Source organism: Streptomyces sp. NPDC006259 (assembly GCF_042870975.1).
Classification (GTDB): domain Bacteria; phylum Actinomycetota; class Actinomycetes; order Streptomycetales; family Streptomycetaceae; genus Streptomyces.
Window position 1 is genome coordinate 968639 of record NZ_JBIAHY010000001.1, and the last position, 20593, is coordinate 989231.

The following is a 20593-nucleotide window of genomic DNA, read 5'->3' on the forward strand; positions in this document are numbered from 1 at the left end:
TTTGGGCAGACGGTACGGAGATTCATCCGCCTGTTGAGACGCCCCTCACGCCCCCGGCGGGCGCCGCGCGCCCCTTCCGTCAGCGCCGTACGTGACCGTCGCCGGTGACGATGTACTTGGTGCTGGTCAGCTCCGGCAGGCCCATGGGGCCGCGGGCGTGCAGCTTCTGGGTGGAGATGCCGATCTCCGCGCCGAAGCCGAACTGGCCGCCGTCGGTGAAGCGGGTGGAGGCGTTCACGGCGACCGTGGTGGAGTCGACCAGCTGGGTGAAGCGGCGGGCGGCCTGCTGGGAGGTGGTCACGATGGCCTCGGTGTGGCCGGAGGTCCACAGCCGGATGTGCTCGACGGCCCTGTCCAGCGAGTCGACGACGGCGGCGGCGATGTCGTAGGAGAGGTACTCGGTCTCCCAGTCCTCCGGGGTGGCCTCGACGACGGTCGCCCGGGAGCCCTTGGCGTAGGCCAGGACGCGCTCGTCGGCGTGGACGGTGACCCCGGCGTCCGCGAGGGCGTCGAGGGCGCGGGGCAGGAACTCGGCGGCGATGTCCTGGTGGACCAGGAGGGTCTCGGCGGCGTTGCAGACGCTGACCCGGTGGGCCTTGGAGTTGATCAGGATGTCGACCGCCATGTCGAGGTCGGCCTGGGCGTCGACGTAGACGTGGCAGTTGCCGGTGCCGGTCTCGATCACCGGAACGGTGGACTCGGAGACGACCGTCCGGATGAGCGAGGCGCCGCCGCGCGGGATCAGCACGTCGACCAGACCGCGGGCGCGCATCAGCTCGCGCACGCTCTCGCGGCTCTCCCCCGGCACCAGCTGGACGGCGTCGGCGGGCAGCCCGGCGCCGCCGACGGCGTCGCGGATCACCCGGACGAGAGCGCTGTTCGACTCGTAGGCGGAACCGGAGCCGCGCAGCAGGACCGCGTTGCCGGACTTCAGGCACAGGGCGGCGGCGTCGACGGTCACGTTCGGGCGGGCCTCGTAGATGATGCCGACCACGCCGAGCGGGACGCGGACCTGACGCAGGTCGATGCCGTTGGGGAGGGTCGAACCGCGCACGACCTCGCCGACGGGGTCGGGCAGGGCGACGACGTCCCGCACGTCGGAGGCGATGGTCCGCACCCGCTCCGGGGTGAGGGTGAGCCGGTCGACGATCGCCTCGCTGGTACCGGCCTCGCGGGCTTTGGCGATGTCCTTGGCGTTGGCCTCGACGATCTCGCTCGTACGGACTTCCAGCGCGTCCGCGATGGCGAGCAGCGCGTCGTCCTTGGCGGCCCGGGGCAGCGGCGCGAGGTCGGCGGCGGCCGCCTTGGCGCGGTAGGCGGCCTGGGTGACCGGGGAGAGTGCGTCGTACGGAGAGAGCGTGGTCATAGGGGAAGGGTAGTGCGCCGGGCGGGCGCGTTCACGGCTCGTTCCACAGCCCGAGACGTCGGTGGGGACGCGCGCGACGCCCTCCCGGGGGCCTCGGGCCGGAAGGGGTGGAAGCCCGGCCTCAGTAGGGGTGGACCCCGACGGGGGTCGCCGGGGCCGGGCCGTAGCCCTCGGCGATGCGCTGGTGGTAGGTCTGGCGGTCGATGACCTCCAGGCCGACGATCTCCCACGGTGGCAGTCCGGCTGTCTGGCGGTGCTCGCCCCACAGGCGCAGGGCGACGGCGGCCGCGTCGTGCAGGTCGCGGGCCTCCTCCCAGTAGCGGATCTCCGCGTGGTCGACGGCGTAGCGGCTGGTCAGGAGGAAGGGGTGGTCGTGGGCGAGCTGCTCCAGGGCGCGCCGCACCTCCTTGAGGTCGGCCTCCTCGCCGGAGACGCTCAGGGTGACGTGCCACAGGCGGGGCAGGTCCGCGGGCCGGGTCCGCTCGTGGCCGTCCTCCTGGCGCGCGCGGTAGTTCTCCCCGGCCGCCACGCTCGTCAGGGCGCGTTCCTCGCCCGCGGGGCGTGAGGAGGCCAGGCTCGCCCCGGCACTCCCACGGGCCGCTGCCACCCCAGGGCGCACTCGTCTCACGACGGCCTCCTTTACGCGGCGCTCGTGCGGAACATGTCCCAGAGACAAAGTTGAGCAGGCCGCACGGCTCCATGGGGCGGTTTCACGGAACGTCCCCCACCGGTACGGGCCGTTCGAGCGTCGGCGGGCGCGGCCGTTCGACCGCGGGTGAGGGGGGCGGGGCCGGCGGGATCCTCAGGGCTGGAGGATGACCAGGTCGTCGCGGTGGACGACCTCCCGCTCGTACTCGGCGCCGAGTTCGCGCGCCAGTTCGCGGGTGGATCGGCCGAGCAACTGGGGGATCTCCTTGGCGTCGAAGTTGACGAGGCCGCGGGCCACGGCGCGTCCGGAGCCGTCGCGCAGCTCGACCGGGTCACCCGCGTTGAAGTCGCCCTCGACGGCGGCGATACCGGCCGGCAGCAGCGAGGTGCGGCGCTCGACGACGGCCCGTACGGCGCCGTCGTCCAGGGTCAGCGAGCCCTGCGGGGTGGAGGCGTGCTGGAGCCAGAGCAGCCGGTCGGCGGAGCGCTTGCCGGTGGCGTGGAAGTAGGTGCCGGTGTCGCCGCCCGAGAGGGCGTCGGCGGCGTGGACGGTGTTGGTGAGGACGACGGGGATGCCGGCGGCCGCGGCGATCCGGGCGGCCTCGACCTTGGTGACCATGCCGCCGGTGCCGACGCCCGCCTTGCCGGCGCTGCCGATCTCGACACCGTCCAGATCGGCGGGTTCGCGCACCTCCGCGATCCGCGAGGTGCCGGGTTTGCTGGGGTTGCCGTCGTACACGCCGTCGATGTCGGAGAGGAGCACGAGGAGGTCGGCGTGGACGAGGTGGGCGACGAGGGCGGCGAGCCGGTCGTTGTCACCGAAGCGGATCTCGTCGGTGGCGACGGTGTCGTTCTCGTTGACGATCGGGAAGGCGCCCATCGCCAGCAGCTTGTCGAGGGTGCGGGAGGCGTTGCGGTGGTGGGCGCGGCGGCTCATGTCGTCGGAGGTGAGCAGGACCTGGCCGACGCGGACGCCGTAGCGGGCGAAGGAGGCGGTGTAGCGGGCCACGAGGAGGCCTTGGCCGACGCTGGCCGCGGCCTGCTGGCGGGCGAGGTCCTTGGGGCGGCGGCGCAGGCCGAGCGGCGCGAGCCCGGCGGCGATGGCACCGGAGGAGACCAGCACGATCTCCCGCTCCCCCCCGCTGCGGATCTTGGCGAGGACGTCGACGAGCGCGTCGACCCGGTCGGCGTCCAGGCCGCCGGTGGCGGTGGTCAGCGACGAGGAACCCACCTTGACGACGATCCTGCGGGCCTCGCGCACGGCCTGCCTTGCCCCTGCCACCTTGTTCGTCGTCCCCTCGCGTAGGTCCATGGCTGCCCGTCAGGCAATCTACGCGAACGGGGGCGGAGGGCGCGCCGGGGTTTCACGTGCCGGACGGCCACGCTGCGCGCCCACGTCTTCACTGTTTGCGTACGGCAAAGAGGTTGTGCAGGTTCCACAGGGAACTTGAAGAGAACCTCAATTCATTTTCAAGTTTGAGTCACTTAAAGTTCGCGGTGTGAAGCGCATACTCCTGAGATCGGGCAAGAGCCCCTTCGACGTCGTGCCGGTCGAGGAAGCCCTCCATCGCGACGTCATCGCCACCAACTCCGGCAACCTGATCTTCAGCGATGCCGCCCACAAGATACTCACCACCCCGGGCACCGAGGTCGTCTCGAACAGCATGCGCACCGAGGTCGGCGCGGCCGCCCGGATCAACGAGGAGTACGACGCCTTCGTCGTGCCCCTGGCCAACGCCTTCCGGCCGACGTTCGAGCCCGCGCTCCAGCGGCTGACCCGGCTCATCAGCAGACTGAAGATCCCCGTCGTGGTCCTGGGCGTCGGCGCGCAGGCCGGCCTGGACCAGGACGCGGCACGGCTGAAGGCCATGGAGCCCACCGTGCGGGCGTTCTGCTCGGCGGTGCTGGAACGCAGCGCGTCCATCGGGGTGCGCGGCGAGTTCACCGAGAAGTACCTCACCGACATGGGGTTCCGCGACGTCGAGGTCATCGGCTGCCCGTCGATGTTCCTGCACGGCGACCGGCTCACCGTGGAGAAGCGGGTGGAGTCGCTCACCCCGGAGTCGCGGCTCGCCATCAACGGCTCGCACACCGCGGTGCGCAGCGGAGGCCTGCACAAGATCATCACGCGGACCCACGCGCACTACCCGAAGCTGCGGTACATAGGCCAGAACCTCACCGACGCCAAACAGCTCTACTGGCGGGACGTGGACTCCCCGGCCGGCCGCGTGACGCAGATGCCGACCCACCCCGATCACCCGATGTACCAGGAGGACAAGGTCCGGGTGTACATCGACCCGGTCACCTGGATCGACGATCTGCGCGGCTTCGACTACTCGTTCGGCTCGCGGATCCACGGCAACATCGCGGCGCTGCTGGCGGGCACGCCGGCGACCGTGCTGGCCTTCGACTCGCGCACGCTGGAGCTGTGCCGCTACTTCGAGATCCCGCACCGGCTGCTCAACGAGGTCCCCGCGGACCTCGATCCGGCCGACCTCTACGAGGAGGCCGACTTCGGGCCGCTGACCGGCAACCACCGGGCGCGGTTCGAGCGGTTCACGGGCTTCCTCGACAAGAACGGCCTGGAGAACACCTTCACGCACGGCGACGGCGGGGCGGCCTTCGACAAGAAGCTGCGCTCCCTGTCCTTCCCGGCCGGAGTGGCGCCGTGGAACTCCACGGACCTCGCCTCGCTGACGAGCCGGTTCGGGTGGCTACAGCAGCGGATCAGCCAACTGGACGCGCACAACGCCGAGTTGAAGCGGGAGCTGGCGAGGAGCCGGGCGGGAGCGAAGGCCGTGCTGGCGTCTCCGTCGATCTATCGGCGTGCCCGGCGGGTGGTCGGGGGACCGTTGCGGCGGGCGCTGAAGCCGTCGAAGTAGCCCTCGACGCCTCCGCTGCCGTCGACGTAGCCCTTGACGCCTGCCGTCGAAGCAGCCCCTGGCGCCTCCGCTGCCGTCGAAGCGGGTGAGGGCCTCGACGGCAGCCGTGGAAGCAGCCCCTGGGCGCCTCCGCCCCCTCCTCACACCGCGGCCGTCCCGCGCACCCTCATGCGTCCCAGCCCGCGCCGGACCTTGCGGGTCGCTCGGCGCAGGAAGGACTCGGCCGGGCCCTGGCGCCAGCCGGGGAACTCCTTGGCCTCGCGGGGTTCGGCCAGGTAGACGCGGTCCGGGATGCCGGCGGCGCGGTCCCGGAAGTGCGGGTAGGCGAGGTAGAGCCGCGTTCCGCGCTTCTCCAGGACGGGGGCGGGCTCGCGCTTGTCCTTGATGAACTCGATGACGTCCGCGAGGAGGTCGGGCCGCCCCGCGGCGACCAGGTGCAGACGCAGCCGCTCGTGGACCCTGAGGCGGTGGGAGACGCCCTCGTTCCAGTACGCGTCCATCAGCGGCTTGGCCAGTTCGAGCTTGGTGCGCCGGATCTCCTCGTCGTTCCTGAGGAAGACCGGCCCGAACTGCGGCAGGACGGTCACCAGGAACGGGCGGACCATCAGCACGTCCCGCTTGGCGCCGGGCGGCAGCATCCGGGCGATCAGCTCCATGAGGGCGCGTGCGGAGTCGAAGCGCAGGGTGTAGCTGCCGCTCTTGGTCACGTGCTTGCCGTCGCTGCGGCCCACCAGGTAGTAGCAGGTGTGGTCGGCGACCACGGAGACGCCGTCGGCCCGCAGGTAGGCCTCCATGGTGAACACCGCGTCCTCGCCGGTCCACAGGGACTCGTCGAAGCGCATGCCGTGCCGCTCCAGCAGCGCGCGGCGGAACAGCTTCTGCGCGCTGAGCGTGAACTTGATGTTGGACGAGAACACGTCCGTGCGTTCGAGGGTCTTCCCCCACATCGACCGGGGGGCCTTGCGGTTGACGCCCTCGACGCGGCCGAGGACCACGTCCGTGCCGTTGCGGTCGGCCATGGCGACCATGCGTTCCAGGGCCTCGGGCCCGAGCCGGTCGTCGGCGTCGAGGAAGAAGACGTAACGGCCGGTGGCCTTGGCCAGGCCGACGTTGCGCGGGCCGCTGGGGCCGCCGGAGTTCTCCTGGCGGATCACCGTGACCGCCATCGGGGCGCGGGCGGCGAACTCCTCCAGGCAGTCACCGCTGCCGTCCGTGGATCCGTCGTCGACCGCGATCACCTCGATGCGCGCCGGGTCCAACGACTGTGCCTCCACCGATGCCAGACATTCGACCAGGTACGGCATCGCTTCGTACGCCCCGATGATCACGCTGACATCGGGCTCCGCCACGGTCACTTCTCCCCCTCGCCACGCACGGTTTCCCCCTGGTCAACGATCCGGCAACCCGATAGACGGGGGATTACAGAAAGGGGTTGCTCGCGTTACTCGTACTCTGCCTGTGTGCCGTGTCACAGCCTACGGAAACGGCTCGGCCCCCGGGCGGTTCACCCTCCGGGGGCCGAGCCGTTTCGCGCGGAGCGCCTCACACGGCGCGCTCCCCGTCGGGCGTTCTGGTGGGGCGTCCGGGTGCGGGACACCTGGATTCAGACCGCGGTCACGCCGCCCTCCGCCAGTTCCGCCTCGCCGGCGGCCGCGACGACGCGGGACTCCTGGCCGACGTTGCGGGCCTCGGCCTTCAGCGCCAGGTCGGCGATCGCGGTGTCGAACCGCTCGATGGAGGTCGGCTGGTCGGGGCCGAGCAGGTACTCCTTCAGCTCCTTGCGGTCCTCGGCCAGCGGGTCGGCGGCCGGGTCGCGGACGGCGTCCAGCAACCGCTCCACACCGGCGGCGTCGTTCGTGAGGATCACGGCCGCGCGCACCGCGGTGTTCTGCCGCCGGAACTCCTCCGCGCCCAGCTCCGCCGAGTCGGTGACGGCGTACGGCTTGCCGCTGGCGATGAAGTCGGAGACGACGCTGGAGATGTCCGAGACCATCCCCTCGGAGACGTTGAAGCAGTCGTACAGCCGCGGCTCGGTCCCCGTGATGACCCGGTGCTCGTACGACGGGAAGGAGCGCCAGTAGGCGTCGTTCCATTCGGCGCGCAGCCGGGCGGCCTCCTGGTGCCTGCGCATGTCGACGAGGCCGTCGCGGCTCGTCACGGCCTCGTCGGCCTTCTCGTCGAAGGCGAGGGAGAGCCCGTCCAGGCGGGCCTTCAGGCGGGTCAGCTCGGCCTTGGCCTTCGCCTGGGCGGCCGGGTCCGCGGTGAAGCGGGGGTCGGCGGCGCGCTCGGCGGCGGCCTTCTTGACCAGGGCGATGATCCGGTGGTGCGCGGCGCGGGCCTTGGCGCTGCGGGTGCCGGTGAAGGGGTGCGGCTTGTACAGGACCCGGACCGGGGGCTCGGCCGCGACCAGCCTCTTCACGATGTTCTCGCCGGCCAGCAGGATCGAGGTGTTGCCCGGGTCGTCGTCCCAGCCCTCCCAGGTGGGGGCGTACAGCACGGTCGGGATCCGGTCCTTCGGCGCGCCCTGCCAGGGCTTGATGGGCGCGAGCTGCGGGCGGCCGACTTCGACGATGTCCTCGTCGCGGATGCCGACGTCGGCGATGGCGTAGCGGTCGCGGCCCGCGCGGCCGGCGGTCCACACCTCGTCGTACACCTTGCTGAAGGGGTTGACGCTGGCGAGCTTGTCGCTGTCGCCGTGACCGATGAAGACGTGCTTCATGGTGGGCACGCGCAGCAGGTGGATGTTCTTGCCGACGTTCGCCGCGTACAACGCGACCCGCACCGTGGAGAGGTCCATGTTCATCAGGTGCACCCCCCCGGGCACGCAGACGACCGGGACCGTGGTGGGCGCCATCTTCTCCAGGATGACCCGCTCGCGCAGGATGATCAGCGGGCGGGAGTCCAACTGCTCCATCGTCTCCAGCCACATGTTGACCTGGTAGGCGGAGTCGGCGGAGCCGGAGAAGTACAGCACCGTCTGCGGGCGGTACTCGCGCAGCCAGGCGCTGACGGTCTTGAGGACCTTGTCGGCCTTCGGCGGCACCCGCTTGGCCCGCAGATACGGCATCAGCACGAGGACGTAGAGGGCGCCGAGGCCGACGGTGACGCCGACTCCGGCGAAGCCGGCGGCCTCGCTGTCGGTGACGGCGTACGTCAGAAGGCCCACGACGGCCGCGAGGTCGAGGTGGAGCATCTTCACGTCGGCCCGGCGCAGCAGGAGGCGCGGCGGGGCGTCGGGGATGGGCAGGCGGGAGACGAGGTCGACGTTGCGGGTCACGATCGGCATCTGACGGCGGTTGCCGATCAGGGTGACGAGGGCGCCGTGCGGGGCCTGGAGTCCGAAGAAGACCGTGAAGCAGGCGATCGCGGCGTAGAAGACCGGCTCCTCCGAGAGTTCGAGCCGGGCCAGGAGCAGGATCAGCAGCAGCTCCCTGACCAGGAAGCGGGTCGACAGACCGGCTCTCACCTTGCCCAGGAGGCTGATGAGGTAGCTGCCCTTGCGGTGGAGGTAGAGGTCCGCGAGGTAGGTCACGGCGGCCGCGGCGGCGAAGGCGGGGACACTCGGGACGAGTGCGGCCAGCATGAGGCAGGGGAAGCCCAGCGTCATGAGGGCCGCCGCGGCCAGCTCGGCCACGCCGCCCACCCGGGCGACGCGAATAGCGGTCGTTATCACGGAGAAACCTGCTCTGGGAGGGGGCCGGTCAGTGAATCCGAAAAGTCCGGAAAATACTTTGTGAAGATTTCCGGAGCTTTACGGATTCAGGCCTCTGTGAATATCCCGTAAACAGGAAGCCACAGAGGCCTGAATTTCTAGGCTAATGGCGCTTGATTATGCCACGCCATCCTGTCGGTCGAGCACGCCGGCCAGGGCCTGCTCGAAGCCGGAGGCGCGCGAGGCGTCGGCGGTCGGGTCCTGCTGGCGGACGTCGATCACGTGTCCGGTCAGCTCGGACAGCAGCACGTCCAGGGAGGTGCGGGCCACGGCCTCGGAGGAGAGCAGGCTGCCCGCCGGCTCCTGGCCGAAGGCCTTGGTGCGCATGGGTGTCGCCGTGCGCTCCGGGTTGACGCAGTTGACGCGCACACCGTCGCCCGCCCACTCGTCGGACAGGGCCTGGGTGAGGTTCACCATGGCGGCCTTGGTCGAGGAGTAGAGGCTGTACTCCGCGCGGCCTCGGGTATAGCTGCTGGAGGTGTACAGCAGCAGCTGGCCCTTGGTCTCGGAGAGGTACTTGTAGGAGGAACGCGCGATCTGCACCGGCGCCAGGTAGTTGACCTTCAGCGCTTCCTCGATGGTCGCGTTGTCGGTCTCGGCGAGCTTGCCGATCCGCAGCACGCCCGCGGTGTTGACGACGTAGTCGATGCGGCCGGTCTCGGCGTAGGCCTTGGACAGCGCGTCGTCGACCTCCTCCGGGTTCTCCACGTGCGTGTTCGTGGTGGAGCGGCCGAGGGCGTAGACGGCCGCCCCGTAGGACCGGGCGAGTTCGGCGATGTCCTTGCCGATGCCGTAGGAGCCGCCGAAGACGACGAGCGTCCTGCCGGTGAGGAGTTCGCGGTAGGCCTCCTCGCTCATCTGCTCGGGCGCGGCGGTGGAGCCGAGCTGGAACAGCTTGTCGGCGATGAAGACGTCGACGGGCTGCGTCACCTTCATGTTGTACTCGTCACCCGCCACGACGTGGATCGGCACGTCCGGCAGATAGCGCAGTACGACGGTGCAGTCGTCGGTGGCCTGGAAGTTGGGGTCGGCCGCCGCGACCTCGTAGGCCCGCCGGATGGTGGAGAGCTTGAAGGCCTGCGGGGTCTGTCCGCGACGCAGCCGGGAGCGGTCCGGGATCTCGGTGATGAACTCGCCGTCCTCGCCGTGGGTGCGGGTGACGATGATGGTGTCGGCGGACGGAATGGCCACGTCGACGGCCTGGTAGCGGTCCAGGGCGGCGACGCAGTCGTCGATGACCCGCTGGGAGAGCAGGGGGCGTACGGCGTCGTGGAAGAGGACGTTGAGGTCCTCCCCCTCGGCCAGGCCCTCACCGAGGGCGGAGATGGCCCGCTCGGTGGTCTCGTTGCGGGTGGAACCGCCCTCGATGATGCGGGAGACCTTCTGGAACCCGGCCTTGGCGACGATCTTCTCGACGTCCGGCACATAGCCCGGCGCCATGAGCACGATGACGTCGTCCACGGAGTCGGCCTGCTCGAAGGTGGTCAGGGTGTGCTCGATGACGGCCTTGCCGGCGATCTTCAGCAACTGCTTCGGGATCGACAGACCCACCCGCTGGCCGGTGCCACCGGCCAGGATCACTGCGGTGGTACGGGGCTTGGCTATGCGCTGTGACACGGGTGACCTACCTCGGGGCGACAGGGAACGGGGAAATGCTCCCACTTTCGGTAACCACGATGCAAGGTGAGCGCCCTTCAGTGCATATGTGCCCGCTACCCGGCATTCACCTAGCGGTTCGGGTGAAGCCCGCGCCGGGCTGATTGGCCGGACACGGTGAGCCTTCCTCGGATCATCTCGTGAAATCCTGTGAGTAACCGCACTGACGGTAACGGATTGCCGAGAGTGACGAGATTGCGGCTCACCGACGGTCGCGGCGGTTTCGGGCAGCGTTGACCGAGTACTTTCACATGTTCCGCCGAGGACACCCGGCGCAGAGGCCGTCGCCACGGAATTCCTCAGGGCGACTCCGGCTGCCGCGGACGTGTTCGATACGGCGACTGGGCGCCCTGGGCAGCAGGTGAGCGGCGGCCCGGCAGCGGAGCCGGAGAGACCCGTTGCGGCGGGCCGCAACGGGTCTCTCGAAGCCGGTACTGCGCCGCCGGCGGCTGTGGAGCCGCCAAGCCGGTGGCGGTGAAGCTGTGCGGCCGGTGGCTGTGCGGCCGGTGGCGGTGAAGCCGTGCAGCCGGTGGCGGTCGAGCTGCCGAGCCGGTGGCTGCGCGGCCGGTGGCGGTGGGGCCGGTGGCTCAGAAGGGCTCGAAGCCCTCGAACTCCTCGGCCGCCTCGTCGTGCTCGGCCTGGCGGTCGCGGCGGCGCTGGGCCGCGGGGCGCGGGGCCTCGAAGCGGTGGTCCTCGCCACGGCGGCCGAGCATCTCGGCGCCGGCCGTCACGGTCGGCTCCCAGTCGAAGACGACCGCGTTGTCCTCGGGGCCGATGGCGACGCCGTCGCCGTTGCGGGCGCCGGCCTTCATCAGCTCCTGCTCGACACCGAGCCGGTTGAGGCGGTCGGCGAGGTAGCCCACGGCCTCGTCGTTGCTGAAGTCGGTCTGGCGCACCCAGCGTTCGGGCTTCTCGCCGCGGACCCTGAAGAGGCCGTCCTCCTCCTGCGTGACGGTGAAGCCCGCGTCGTCCACGGCCTTGGGCCGGATCACGATCCGCGTGGCCTCTTCCTTGGGCTTGGCGGCGCGCGCCTTGGCGACGATGTCGGCGAGCGCGAACGACAGCTCCTTGAGCCCCATGTGCGCCACGGCGGACGCCTCGAAGACGCGGTAGCCGCGCGCCTCCAGATCCGGCCGCACCATCTCCGCCAGGTCCTTGCCGTCCGGTACGTCGATCTTGTTCAGGACGACGACGCGCGGACGGTTGCCGAGCCCGCCGTACTGGCGCAGCTCCTCCTCGATGATGTCGAGGTCGGAGATCGGGTCGCGCTCGGACTCCAGGGTCGCCGTGTCCAGGACATGCACGAGCACACTGCACCGCTCGACGTGGCGCAGGAACTCCAGGCCGAGGCCCTTGCCCTGGCTGGCGCCGGGGATGAGACCCGGCACGTCGGCGATGGTGTAGACGGTCGAGCCGGCGGTGACGACGCCCAGGTTCGGGACCAGGGTGGTGAACGGGTAGTCGGCGATCTTGGGCTTGGCGGCCGAGAGCACCGAGATCAGGGACGACTTCCCGGCGCTCGGGTAGCCGACCAGCGCCACGTCGGCGACGGTCTTCAGCTCCAGCACGATCTCGTGCAGGTCACCCGGCTCGCCGAGCAGCGCGAAGCCGGGCGCCTTGCGGCGGGCCGAGGCCAGCGCCGCGTTGCCGAGACCGCCGCGGCCGCCCTGGGCGGCGACGAAGGAGGTGCCGTGGCCCACGAGGTCGGCGAGCACATTGCCCGCCCTGTCCAGGACGACGGTGCCGTCCGGCACGGGCAGGACCAGGTCCTGGCCGTCCTTGCCCGAGCGGTTGCCGCCCTCACCGGGCTTGCCGCTGGTGGCCTTGCGGTGCGGGGAGTGGTGGTAGTCGAGCAGCGTGGTCACTGACTGGTCCACGGTGAGGATCACGTCCCCGCCGCGGCCGCCGTTGCCGCCGTCCGGGCCGCCGAGCGGCTTGAACTTCTCACGGTGGACGGAGGCACAGCCGTGACCTCCGCTACCCGCGGCGACGTGCAGCTCGACGCGGTCCACGAAGGTGGTCATGGTGGGTGCCTCCAGTGATGCGGGTGATGTACGTGCGTGCTGTACGGGTGTTTCCTGTGTTAACACGCGAAAGGCGGACCCGCCTTCCCGAAAGGGAAGTGAGGTCCGCCTCGCGAAGCGTTCCCGATGGGCCTGGGATCAGGCGACCGGGACGATGTTCACGACCTTGCGGCCGCGGAACGTGCCGAACTCCACCGCGCCGGGGAGGAGCGCGAACAGCGTGTCGTCGCCGCCGCGGCCGACGCCGGAGCCGGGGTGGAAGTGGGTGCCGCGCTGGCGGACCAGGATCTCACCCGCGTTGACGACCTGACCGCCGAAGCGCTTCACGCCGAGCCGCTGGGCATTGGAGTCGCGACCGTTCCGGGTGGACGATGCGCCCTTCTTGTGTGCCATGTCTCCTCAGTCCCTTACTTCGCAGCCGCGGGGATCTCAGTGACCTTGATCGCCGTGTACTGCTGGCGGTGGCCCTGACGACGGCGGTAACCGGTCTTGTTCTTGTAGCGAAGGATGTCGATCTTGACGCCCTTGTGGTGGTCCACGACCTCGGCCTGGACCTTGATGCCGGCCAGCACCCACGGGTCGCTGGTCACGGCGTCGCCGTCGACCACGAGCAGGGTCGAGAGCTCGACCGTGTCGCCAACCTTGGCAGTGGAAATCTTGTCAACCTCAACGATGTCGCCGACAGCAACCTTGTGCTGGCGACCACCGCTGCGCACGATGGCGTACACGCGGGTCTCTCTTTCGCTCGGAGAACGGCACCCCCGCAGGCCAGCCACCCGGGCAGGAAACACGGGCGACCTCTCCCGGCCACCGGAGACCGGCGTCCGGAAGGAAGAGGTTTACGGGGATGTGGCGTGTCAATCGACACGCCGACGGTCAAGGTTACGGGGCCCGGCTTGAGGGGTCAAACCGGGCCCCGTGGAGCCGCCTGCCTACCGTTCGGGGTCGCCGAAGCGGTGCAGCCGTACGTCCACTCCCCGCTGTCGGGCGAAGTCAGCCACACCCTCGACCGCAGCCCTCAGCGCGGTGGCGAGTCTCTCCAACTCCGGCGCACGCCGCTCCCGGTCGGGCGCGGCCTCCACGGCCTGCCAGGCGGCGCGGTAGGCCTCCTCCAACGGACCGACCCGCTCGTCGTAGTCGACGATCCCGTCGAGCGCGAAGGCCGGCCTACGGCTTCTTGCGGCCAGATCCAGCTGAGCCGTGACCGAGATCAGGTCACCCACGAGCTTCACGTGGAGCGCCCCGATCTTCCGGCTCAGCAGGATCTCGGCCAGCACGGCGTTCCAGTGTTCCTCACCGTCCAGCATCAGTTCTCCATCTCCCTGGCCATACGCCCGAGTCTCGCAGCTCCGGCCCGGCCCGCGGGTATGTCGACCCCGCCCGCCCGCAGGATGCCGACGCAGTACGTCACGCAGCTGTTGCTGCCGTAGCTGTACGCGCCGAGATCCGCGTTGATGGACTTGAGCTGGGCCTTGATGGCCCCGCGGGCGTTGGGCAGCCGGAATGTGAGCTGCTTGGTGTTCGGCCCCGCCTTCTCAGTCACCACCTGGGCCGAGGTGTCGTAGCCGGAGAAATCTTCCACGCCCGCGGGGGCGTCGATGACCTGCTCCGTCTCCAAGGCGCGACCGTCGTCCAACTCCACCTTGATCGTGGCATGGCCGTGGTCCTCGTCCCAGGTGACGGTCGCCGTGCCGTCGCAGTTGTGCACGAGCAGCGGGGTGGCGCCGGCCAGTACGTAGTACGCGTGGATCCCGGTGATCGTCAGATCGTGGGTGCGCTGCCGCTTGTCGAAGTGACGGTTGGAGACCAGTTCGACAGCGGTGCCCGACGGCGTGTGCAGGGTCATGCCCGGTTTCAGGTCGCCGGCCTTGATCCACGCCTGCTCGGACTCCACCCAGAAGGGGTGCGTGGTCGTGGCGACCAGCGTGTCCTTCTGCCCCGAGGCCACCTTCACCGTGAGGTCGGAGAAGTGCTTGTCGTCCTCGGTGACAATGGTGCCGGCGACCTCACGGACCGTGGACTTGTCGCTCTTCTGAGCGGTCGTGACGACCTTGTCGCCGGGCTTGACCTTCTCGATGGGCTTGGTGGTGCCGTCGGCGAGGAGGACCTTCGTGCCCGGCAGGAAGCTGTGGCACTCGGTCTTCTTTTTCTTGAGTGCGGCCGCCGCCTTCTTCTTGGCGGCCGCGAGTTTCTCCCCGGCCTTGGCCAGCCCGGCCTGGGCCTTTCCGACCGCCTTGTTGGCCTTCCACAGGGACTTGGCTCCGCCGATCAGGTCCCCGACCAGGCCGGTGACCCGCTTGGCGAGCTTGAGCCCCTTGGCCCAGTTCCACGGGGCGCCGTACTTGGCGAGGATCTTGCCCGCCAGGCCACCCGCGAAGCTGCCGGCGATGTTGAGCAGGGTCTCGCCGCAGGCGCCGACGTCACCACTGGAAATGCAGTCCAGGGCCGCGTCGACACCGAGGATGTCCCGCGCGATCTTGACCAGCGCCTTGCCCGCGGACTTGATGCGCTGCTTGGCTGCGGACTGCTGGCCCTGTGCCTGCGTGACGTTCCAGGACGCCTGGTCCTTCTCCGACTCCGCCTTCTCGACGTCGGTCTTCGGGAAGTACGGCTGGCCGCCACGGCACTCGATCAGACCTTCCCGGCACTCCGGGATGATCATGCCGCTGGGGTCGGCGTGCGTGACCGGTGAGTTGTTGGCGTACGCGTAGCCGTTGATCTGCTGCGGCTGGCTGTAGTCGATGACCGGGTCGACCGAGATGAATTTGCCGATCGCCGAGTCGTACTCCCGAGCGCCCAGATGCGTCAGGCCGGTGGAGGCGTCGATCGTGCCCCCGACATAGCCCTTCTCTCCGGGCCAGACGCCGGTCTTCTCACCGCGGTCGACGCCGAAGGGGTCGAAGCGGCGCTGGCTGATCGCGCCGGTCGCGGCGTCGATCGCCACCTCGCCCGTGCCGTGGTGGTCGGAGGCTAGGAAGGACACCTTGCCCGCGGTGCGTACGGCGACCGTCTGGCCGGCGTACTCGTAGTAGCGGGTGGCCTCCTTCTTGGTGCCGTCCGCCGACAGCTTCAGCTCGGTGCCGGGCAGGTAGACCGTCGTCCCCGACGGGTCCTTGCGCACCAGGCGGTTGCCTGAGCCGTCGTAGAGGTAGCTGGTCTTCGAGCCGTTCGCCTCGGTGGCCTCGCCCAGCTTGCCCTGGTCGGTCCAGAGCAGGGACTGCGCGTTGCCGCCGATGGTGCGCTTGGTGGTGTTGCCCGAGTCGTCGTACTCGTACGTCGACTGACGGTCGCCGGTCGGGGTCTTCTCGACGATCTTGGTGACCTGGTGCGGGCCGTCGCCCAGCGCGCCCGCGGTGCCGTACTCGTAGGTGCGGGTGATGTTCTTCGCGGCGTCGAGCCCGGTGTCGTGGACGGTGTCCGAGACGCGGTTGCCGATGGCGTCGGTCTCGTACGACTTCCAGTACGGGGCCGGACCGCCGAGAGCGCTCGCGCCGGCGGCGGAGTCACAGGCCGTCGGGCCGGATCCTTCGACCGGAATGGCCGAGCCACGGGTGCCCATGCCGGCCGCGGTCGTCGCGGTGGCCGTCGGCGTCCAGGCGTCCTTCAGCCGCTGACGGTCGTCGTAGGCGAAGCACTGCATGTCCGGCGAGGCGGAGTTCGCGGTGTCCGCGATGGACAGGACGTTGCCGGCCTGGTCGTAGGAGTACCGGGAGTCCTTGGCCGGGGCCGTCGCGCCGTAGACGTCGACGATCGAGCGGGTGAGCCGGTCGGTGCCCTTCTCGTAGTTGAAGGTCTGCCAGACCTTCTTTCCGCTGCCGGTGTTCAGCTCCAGCTGCTGGAGGAGGCTCTTTCCGGAGTAGACGGTGTTGGTGACGTACGAGGTGGAGCCCGTCATCGTCCTGGGACGCTGGAGGCTGTCGTACGTGAAGGTCAGCGGCTCCTCAGGAAGGTCGCCGACGGCCGGAAGAGTGGTCCCCCGGACGGTCCCGTCCTGGTTGTAGGAGGTGGTGAAGACGTAGGTTCCCGCCAGGGAGCCCTGCGAGGCGGGGACCTGGTAGGCGGTCTTCAGCGGGCGGTAGAACTCGTCCATCGACTGGACGGCCGTGGCGAAGTACTCGGTCGGCGACGTGTAGCTGAGGAAGCCGTAGGCCTGGCCCAGCCAACCCGCCTTGTCGTACTTCGTCTCGGTGAGCTTGGTGCCGGTGCCGGCGTCACCCTGCCAGGTGGTCAGGACGCGGCCCAGGTTGTCGTAGACCGTGGACGTCTTCTTGTTGCGGGCGTCGTACTCGGCGACCGGCCGGTCCAGCTCGTCGTACTCCGTGCGCGAGGTGCCCGCGTCGGGGTCGATCGACTTGGTCTTGCGGCCCAGCTGGTCGTACTCGTGCCGCCACACGTTGCCCTTGGCGTCGGTGACGGTCTCCAGCTGACCCAACGCGGTGTACGTGTACTTCGTCGAGTCGTACGGCACACCCGCGGCCGGTGAGGCGCCGCGGTAGTGACGGATCTCCGAGACGTTGCCCTGGCCGTCGGTGATCGTCGTGGTGGGGACGCCGCCGATGGGCGGGTCGACGCTGGTCAGCTCACCGTTGTAGGTGGTCGTGGTGCGCCACTGCTCACCGCCGCCGACGGCGAGGATCTGCGCGGTGGGCCGTCCCAGGCCGTCGTACTCCATCAGGCTCTGCTGGCCGACCTCACCGTTGCTGACGAGCAGCAGTTCGTCCGACGCGGCGCCGGCCGCGTTGTACGTGGCGTTGGTCTTCCTGACGTTGCCCGTGCCGTCGTACCAGGTGTCGGCCACCATGCGGGTGCCGTCCAGGCCCTCGGTCTGGATCTGGCGGGGCCTGAGCATGCTGTCGTAGAGCTGGTACTCGGCGCCGTAGGAGCCGTCGTTCTCGATCTTCTCGGTCTTGATCGAGGTGACCTTGTCCTTGCGGACGTTGTACGAGTACTTGATGCTCGGCGTCTGGGTCGACACCCGGTCCGGCAGCCACACCGACGTGAGCCGGCCCATGGCGTCGTAGGCGAGGTCCGTCCGCCTGCCGTTCGGGTCGGTCTGGCCCTTGGACATGCCCCAGGCGGGGGCGTAGTCGGTGGTGGTGGGGTGACCGGCGGCGTTGGTGACGACCGTTTTCGTCAGCAGGCCGTTGGTCTCGGTGTAGGCGGTCTTCGTCTCCTCCGACGTGCCCTGCTGCTTGGCGTCCTTCTGGGACAGGGGGCGGCCGAAGGCGTCGTAGGTGGTGGTGCCGGTGACCTGGTAGGTCGCCGTGGTGCCGTTGTGCGACGTCATCCGCTCGGTCTTGGTGGCGTCACCCTTGGTGGGCGCCGCGCCGAACGCGCCGCCGTCGTAGGAGGTGCGCTCGTCCGCCAGGACCTGCGTCTTGCGGTCCGGCGTGGTCGCGCACTTCACGGACACCGACTCGCTGCGCGCGGGCAGGGCGAGCAGGTTCTTCGCCGTGTTGTCCGCGTACGTGGTGCGGGTGCAGGTGTCGTCCTTGGTCGTGGAGACGTCACCCTGGTCGTCGACCATCAGCACCCGGCCGGTGCCGTTCGACGTGTCGTACGTCGTGGTGGACTTCGTCTCCAGCCAGGTGCCGTCGGACTGGATATTGAAGCCACGGCCGATCTGGGACCGCACGTTCACCGCGTGGGTGGTGCCCCAGCTGTTGGTCTGCGTCGCGGTGTAGCGCTTCCACGGGGTCTCGATGGACTTCGAGATCAGCTTGGCGCCGTCGTACGTGGCGACCTCCAGCTGGTGACCCGTGAACTCCTCGTCGTCGGAGTACGAAGCGCCCGTGGAGTCCTTCACGCTCACCGAGCGGGCGTTGCCGGAGGCGTCCTTGTCGCCGTCCATGCCCTGCATGAACGTGTAGTCGACGCGGGTCTTCTGCACGTCGGCGGTGCCGGACGTGACCTTGACCTTGCCGTAGCCCTGCCAGCCGCCCCAGGTCAGGTACTTGGCGTCGGTGATGCCGTCCGGCTTCGCCTTACGCCAGGCCGCGTCGCCCTGGTAGTCGTAGCGGGTGACCATGCCGTCGTTGCCGCCGGTGCGGTCGGTCTCGATGACCGCGGAGACGACGTACTTGTGGAACCAGTCCGTGATCGGGTCGACGTAGCCCGGCGGGGCCCACTTCACCGGGTAGCAGCGCTTGGTCGACTCGCCCGGTGTGGGCAGCGTCGCCTTCGTGCAGTCGGTGGGCGCGTAGTTGACGTCGAGCTGGGCGCCGGTCTCGCTGAGCACCATGGAGAGCCGGAACCGGTGGAACGGCGCGATGTTGTCGCCGATCGCGTCGACGCGGTTGGCGAGCTGCTCGCCGAACAGGTCCACGGAGGGCAGCTTGATCGCCGTACCCGCGCGGCCCTCGTGCTCGATCTTCGACAGCCACAGCGTCTTGGAGTCGTCACCGTTGTCGGTGAACAGGTGCGTCAGGGTCCAGGCGTCCACGTCCTGGTAGTTCGTGGCGTCCTTGCGCATCTGCGTGACGACCGAGGTCAGCCGCTTGGTGGTGAAGAACGTCTGGACCGGCGAGGTGCACTTCGTGCTCGCCTTGCACTCCTGGTCGACCGGGACGTCCGGCCAGTTGGCCGCGTTCGCCTTGGTGCGCTTGCTCTCCGCGCAGTCGAAGTCTGCGGTGGGCAGGCAGCGTTCGGCCGTGTTGAAGACGATCCGGGCCGGGGCCTTCGCCGCGTAGACCTGGCCGTCGCGCTGGCCGTAGTCGATGCGCTTGAGGTAGCCGCCGCGGTGGTACGCGGTGCCGTTGACGTCCGTCTTCGCGTTGAGCGCGTAGTAGTTGGTCTCGCGGTCGTAGAAGTAGGACATCACGTTGCCGTGGCTGTCCTTGACGTAGTCCAGGCTCCAGCGCCAGGCCTGCTGGCAGTGGGCGCTGGTGAAGGTGGCGTTGTAGCAGGGTTCGCCGGAGTCGTCGCCGAAGACCGGGGCGGTCCAGGTCGAGTTGGTCTCCTCGTTGCCCGTGGCCCAGCCCGGCAGGCGGTTCTGACCGAAGTAGTACTCGGTGCCGTCCGAGGTGGTGATGCGCCAGTACTCGCCGTCGTTGTCACCGTTGGTGGCGCCGGTCAGCTTCTCGACCTTGCTGCCGTCGTCGGACGACATGTGCCACTTGCCGGTGGTGTCGTCCTTGACCAGCTCGCCGGCGGAGCCGTTGAGCATGACCGTGGCGTTCTCGAACGCCCAGCACTGCTCACCCGAACCGGAGTGGCCGTCGTCGGAGCAGGGCTTGTAGCGGCGCTCGATGTAGCCGGGGTCGTAGGAGAAGCCCTCGCCGATCCAGGAGCCCTGGTTGTTGGTGGCCGAGGTGCGGCCGTCCGCCGACTGGGAGGAGTAGCCGAGGCCCACGGTCGGCGTCAGGCCGCCCGGGGTCGGCACGGACCTGAAGGGATAGTTCCAGTTGAACGAGCCGGAGGAGGTGGCGACGCTCCAGCTCGACGACGGCGCGAGGGCCGTGGCCGTGTAGGTGCCCTGGGCGCTGGAGGGGCCCGCGGCGACGGCCACGAGAGAAGTCGCCGTCCCGGCCATCGTGGACACGCCCTCGGCCGGGGCCGGAGCCGCGGTCACGTCGGCGGAGACGGTGCCCGTCTTCAGATCGTTGACCGTGGGCAGCACCTTGGGCTGCTCCGGGCACTCCTTGCTGCCGGGCACGGCGACCGTGGCGCAGGAGGGAAGCTGGACCAGCTGGAGGCGGGAGGCGTAGGAGCCGCCGAAGCCCTCGGCGAACTCCGAGTAGTCCACGGTCAGGCGGACCTTGGCGGCCTTGGCCGCCCCATCGGCACGCTCCACGCCGAGCAGCACGCCGGCGCCGAGCTGTGCGGCCCGCTCGGGGTCGAGGACGTCGACGCGGACCTTGCCCGCGGCCGTCGCCGCCTCGGTCTTCGCCTTCGCCTTGGCCTGCGCCTTGCCGACCTTGACCGGCAGGCCGCCGGCCTCGGTCGCGGCGGTGGCGCCGACGGTTATCTCGGCGCCGCCCTGCTTCGGCCACACCGCCTTGTCGAGGCTTTTGACCGCGGCCTTGCGCGCCGGGTCGGAGGGGCGCTTCTTCGTTTTGGCGTCGGATCCCTCGGCGGGATCGCCGTCGTCCTGGACGCCGGGGCGGCTGGTGCGGCCCCGGTCTCCGTCGTCGAGCACCACTGCCTGGACCGACGACGCGGACAGCGCGAGGGAGAGTCCCATCACTGTCGCGACGAGCGTCTGTCTGGGCATGCGGCGGCTCAGTGAGCGGCCACGGAAGAACATCGGCAACTTCCTGATCGTAGGAATGAGAGAAGGAGAAGTGGTGCGTGGGACAGGTGTGCC

Annotated in this window: 12 protein-coding genes; 1 reads left to right on the forward strand and 11 read right to left on the reverse strand. The window is 69.6% G+C overall.

Features of this window, described 5'->3' with window-relative positions:
- Positions 1-79: 79 nt before the first annotated feature.
- From ACFYO5_RS04080 to proB, 3 genes are all read right to left on the reverse strand, one after another.
- Entirely contained in the window at positions 80-1366 is a 1287-nt protein-coding gene (locus ACFYO5_RS04080; protein ID WP_388703917.1) for a glutamate-5-semialdehyde dehydrogenase, read from the reverse strand.
- Between the two features lie 121 nt (positions 1367-1487).
- Complete coding sequence (locus ACFYO5_RS04085) at positions 1488-1994, reverse strand: hypothetical protein (protein ID WP_356559732.1); 507 nt, start codon at positions 1992-1994, stop codon at positions 1488-1490.
- 174 nt (positions 1995-2168) lie between these two features.
- Positions 2169-3275 (reverse strand): glutamate 5-kinase, encoded by a 1107-nt coding sequence (gene proB / locus ACFYO5_RS04090; protein ID WP_388704717.1) that lies wholly within the window; start codon positions 3273-3275, stop codon positions 2169-2171.
- Between the two features lie 238 nt (positions 3276-3513).
- Between proB and ACFYO5_RS04095 the strand changes: the two genes are divergently transcribed.
- Complete coding sequence (locus tag ACFYO5_RS04095) at positions 3514-4896, forward strand: polysaccharide pyruvyl transferase family protein (protein ID WP_388703922.1); 1383 nt, start codon at positions 3514-3516, stop codon at positions 4894-4896.
- A gap of 140 nt (positions 4897-5036) precedes the next feature.
- Here the strand turns inward: ACFYO5_RS04095 and ACFYO5_RS04100 are convergent, their stop codons facing one another.
- The 8 genes from ACFYO5_RS04100 to ACFYO5_RS04135 all read right to left on the reverse strand — a co-directional run bounded on the left by ACFYO5_RS04100 (position 5037) and on the right by ACFYO5_RS04135 (position 20500).
- Positions 5037-6251, reverse strand: a complete 1215-nt coding sequence (locus tag ACFYO5_RS04100; RefSeq protein WP_356559734.1) for a glycosyltransferase — start codon at positions 6249-6251, stop codon at positions 5037-5039.
- Between the two features lie 248 nt (positions 6252-6499).
- On the reverse strand, positions 6500-8539 hold the full coding sequence (locus tag ACFYO5_RS04105; protein WP_388704720.1) for a hypothetical protein: 2040 nt from the start codon (positions 8537-8539) through the stop codon (positions 6500-6502).
- A gap of 186 nt (positions 8540-8725) precedes the next feature.
- On the reverse strand, positions 8726-10225 hold the full coding sequence (locus ACFYO5_RS04110) for an SDR family NAD(P)-dependent oxidoreductase (protein WP_388703925.1): 1500 nt from the start codon (positions 10223-10225) through the stop codon (positions 8726-8728).
- A gap of 626 nt (positions 10226-10851) precedes the next feature.
- Positions 10852-12288: a GTPase ObgE gene (gene obgE, locus ACFYO5_RS04115; RefSeq protein ID WP_356559736.1), complete on the reverse strand. Its 1437-nt coding sequence runs from the start codon at positions 12286-12288 to the stop codon at positions 10852-10854.
- 138 nt (positions 12289-12426) lie between these two features.
- Positions 12427-12681 carry a 50S ribosomal protein L27 gene (gene rpmA, locus ACFYO5_RS04120; protein WP_073793698.1) on the reverse strand — a complete coding sequence of 85 codons (255 nt, stop codon included), beginning with the start codon at positions 12679-12681 and terminating at the stop codon, positions 12427-12429.
- Positions 12682-12695: 14 nt separating this feature from the next.
- Complete coding sequence (gene rplU, locus ACFYO5_RS04125) at positions 12696-13016, reverse strand: 50S ribosomal protein L21 (RefSeq protein ID WP_007381993.1); 321 nt, start codon at positions 13014-13016, stop codon at positions 12696-12698.
- A gap of 204 nt (positions 13017-13220) precedes the next feature.
- Positions 13221-13595 carry a hypothetical protein gene (locus ACFYO5_RS04130; protein ID WP_388703930.1) on the reverse strand — a complete coding sequence of 125 codons (375 nt, stop codon included), beginning with the start codon at positions 13593-13595 and terminating at the stop codon, positions 13221-13223.
- On the reverse strand, positions 13595-20500 hold the full coding sequence (locus ACFYO5_RS04135; RefSeq protein ID WP_388703933.1) for an RHS repeat-associated core domain-containing protein: 6906 nt from the start codon (positions 20498-20500) through the stop codon (positions 13595-13597). Before ACFYO5_RS04135 ends, ACFYO5_RS04130 begins: the two co-directional genes overlap by 1 nt.
- Positions 20501-20593: the final 93 nt, after the last annotated feature.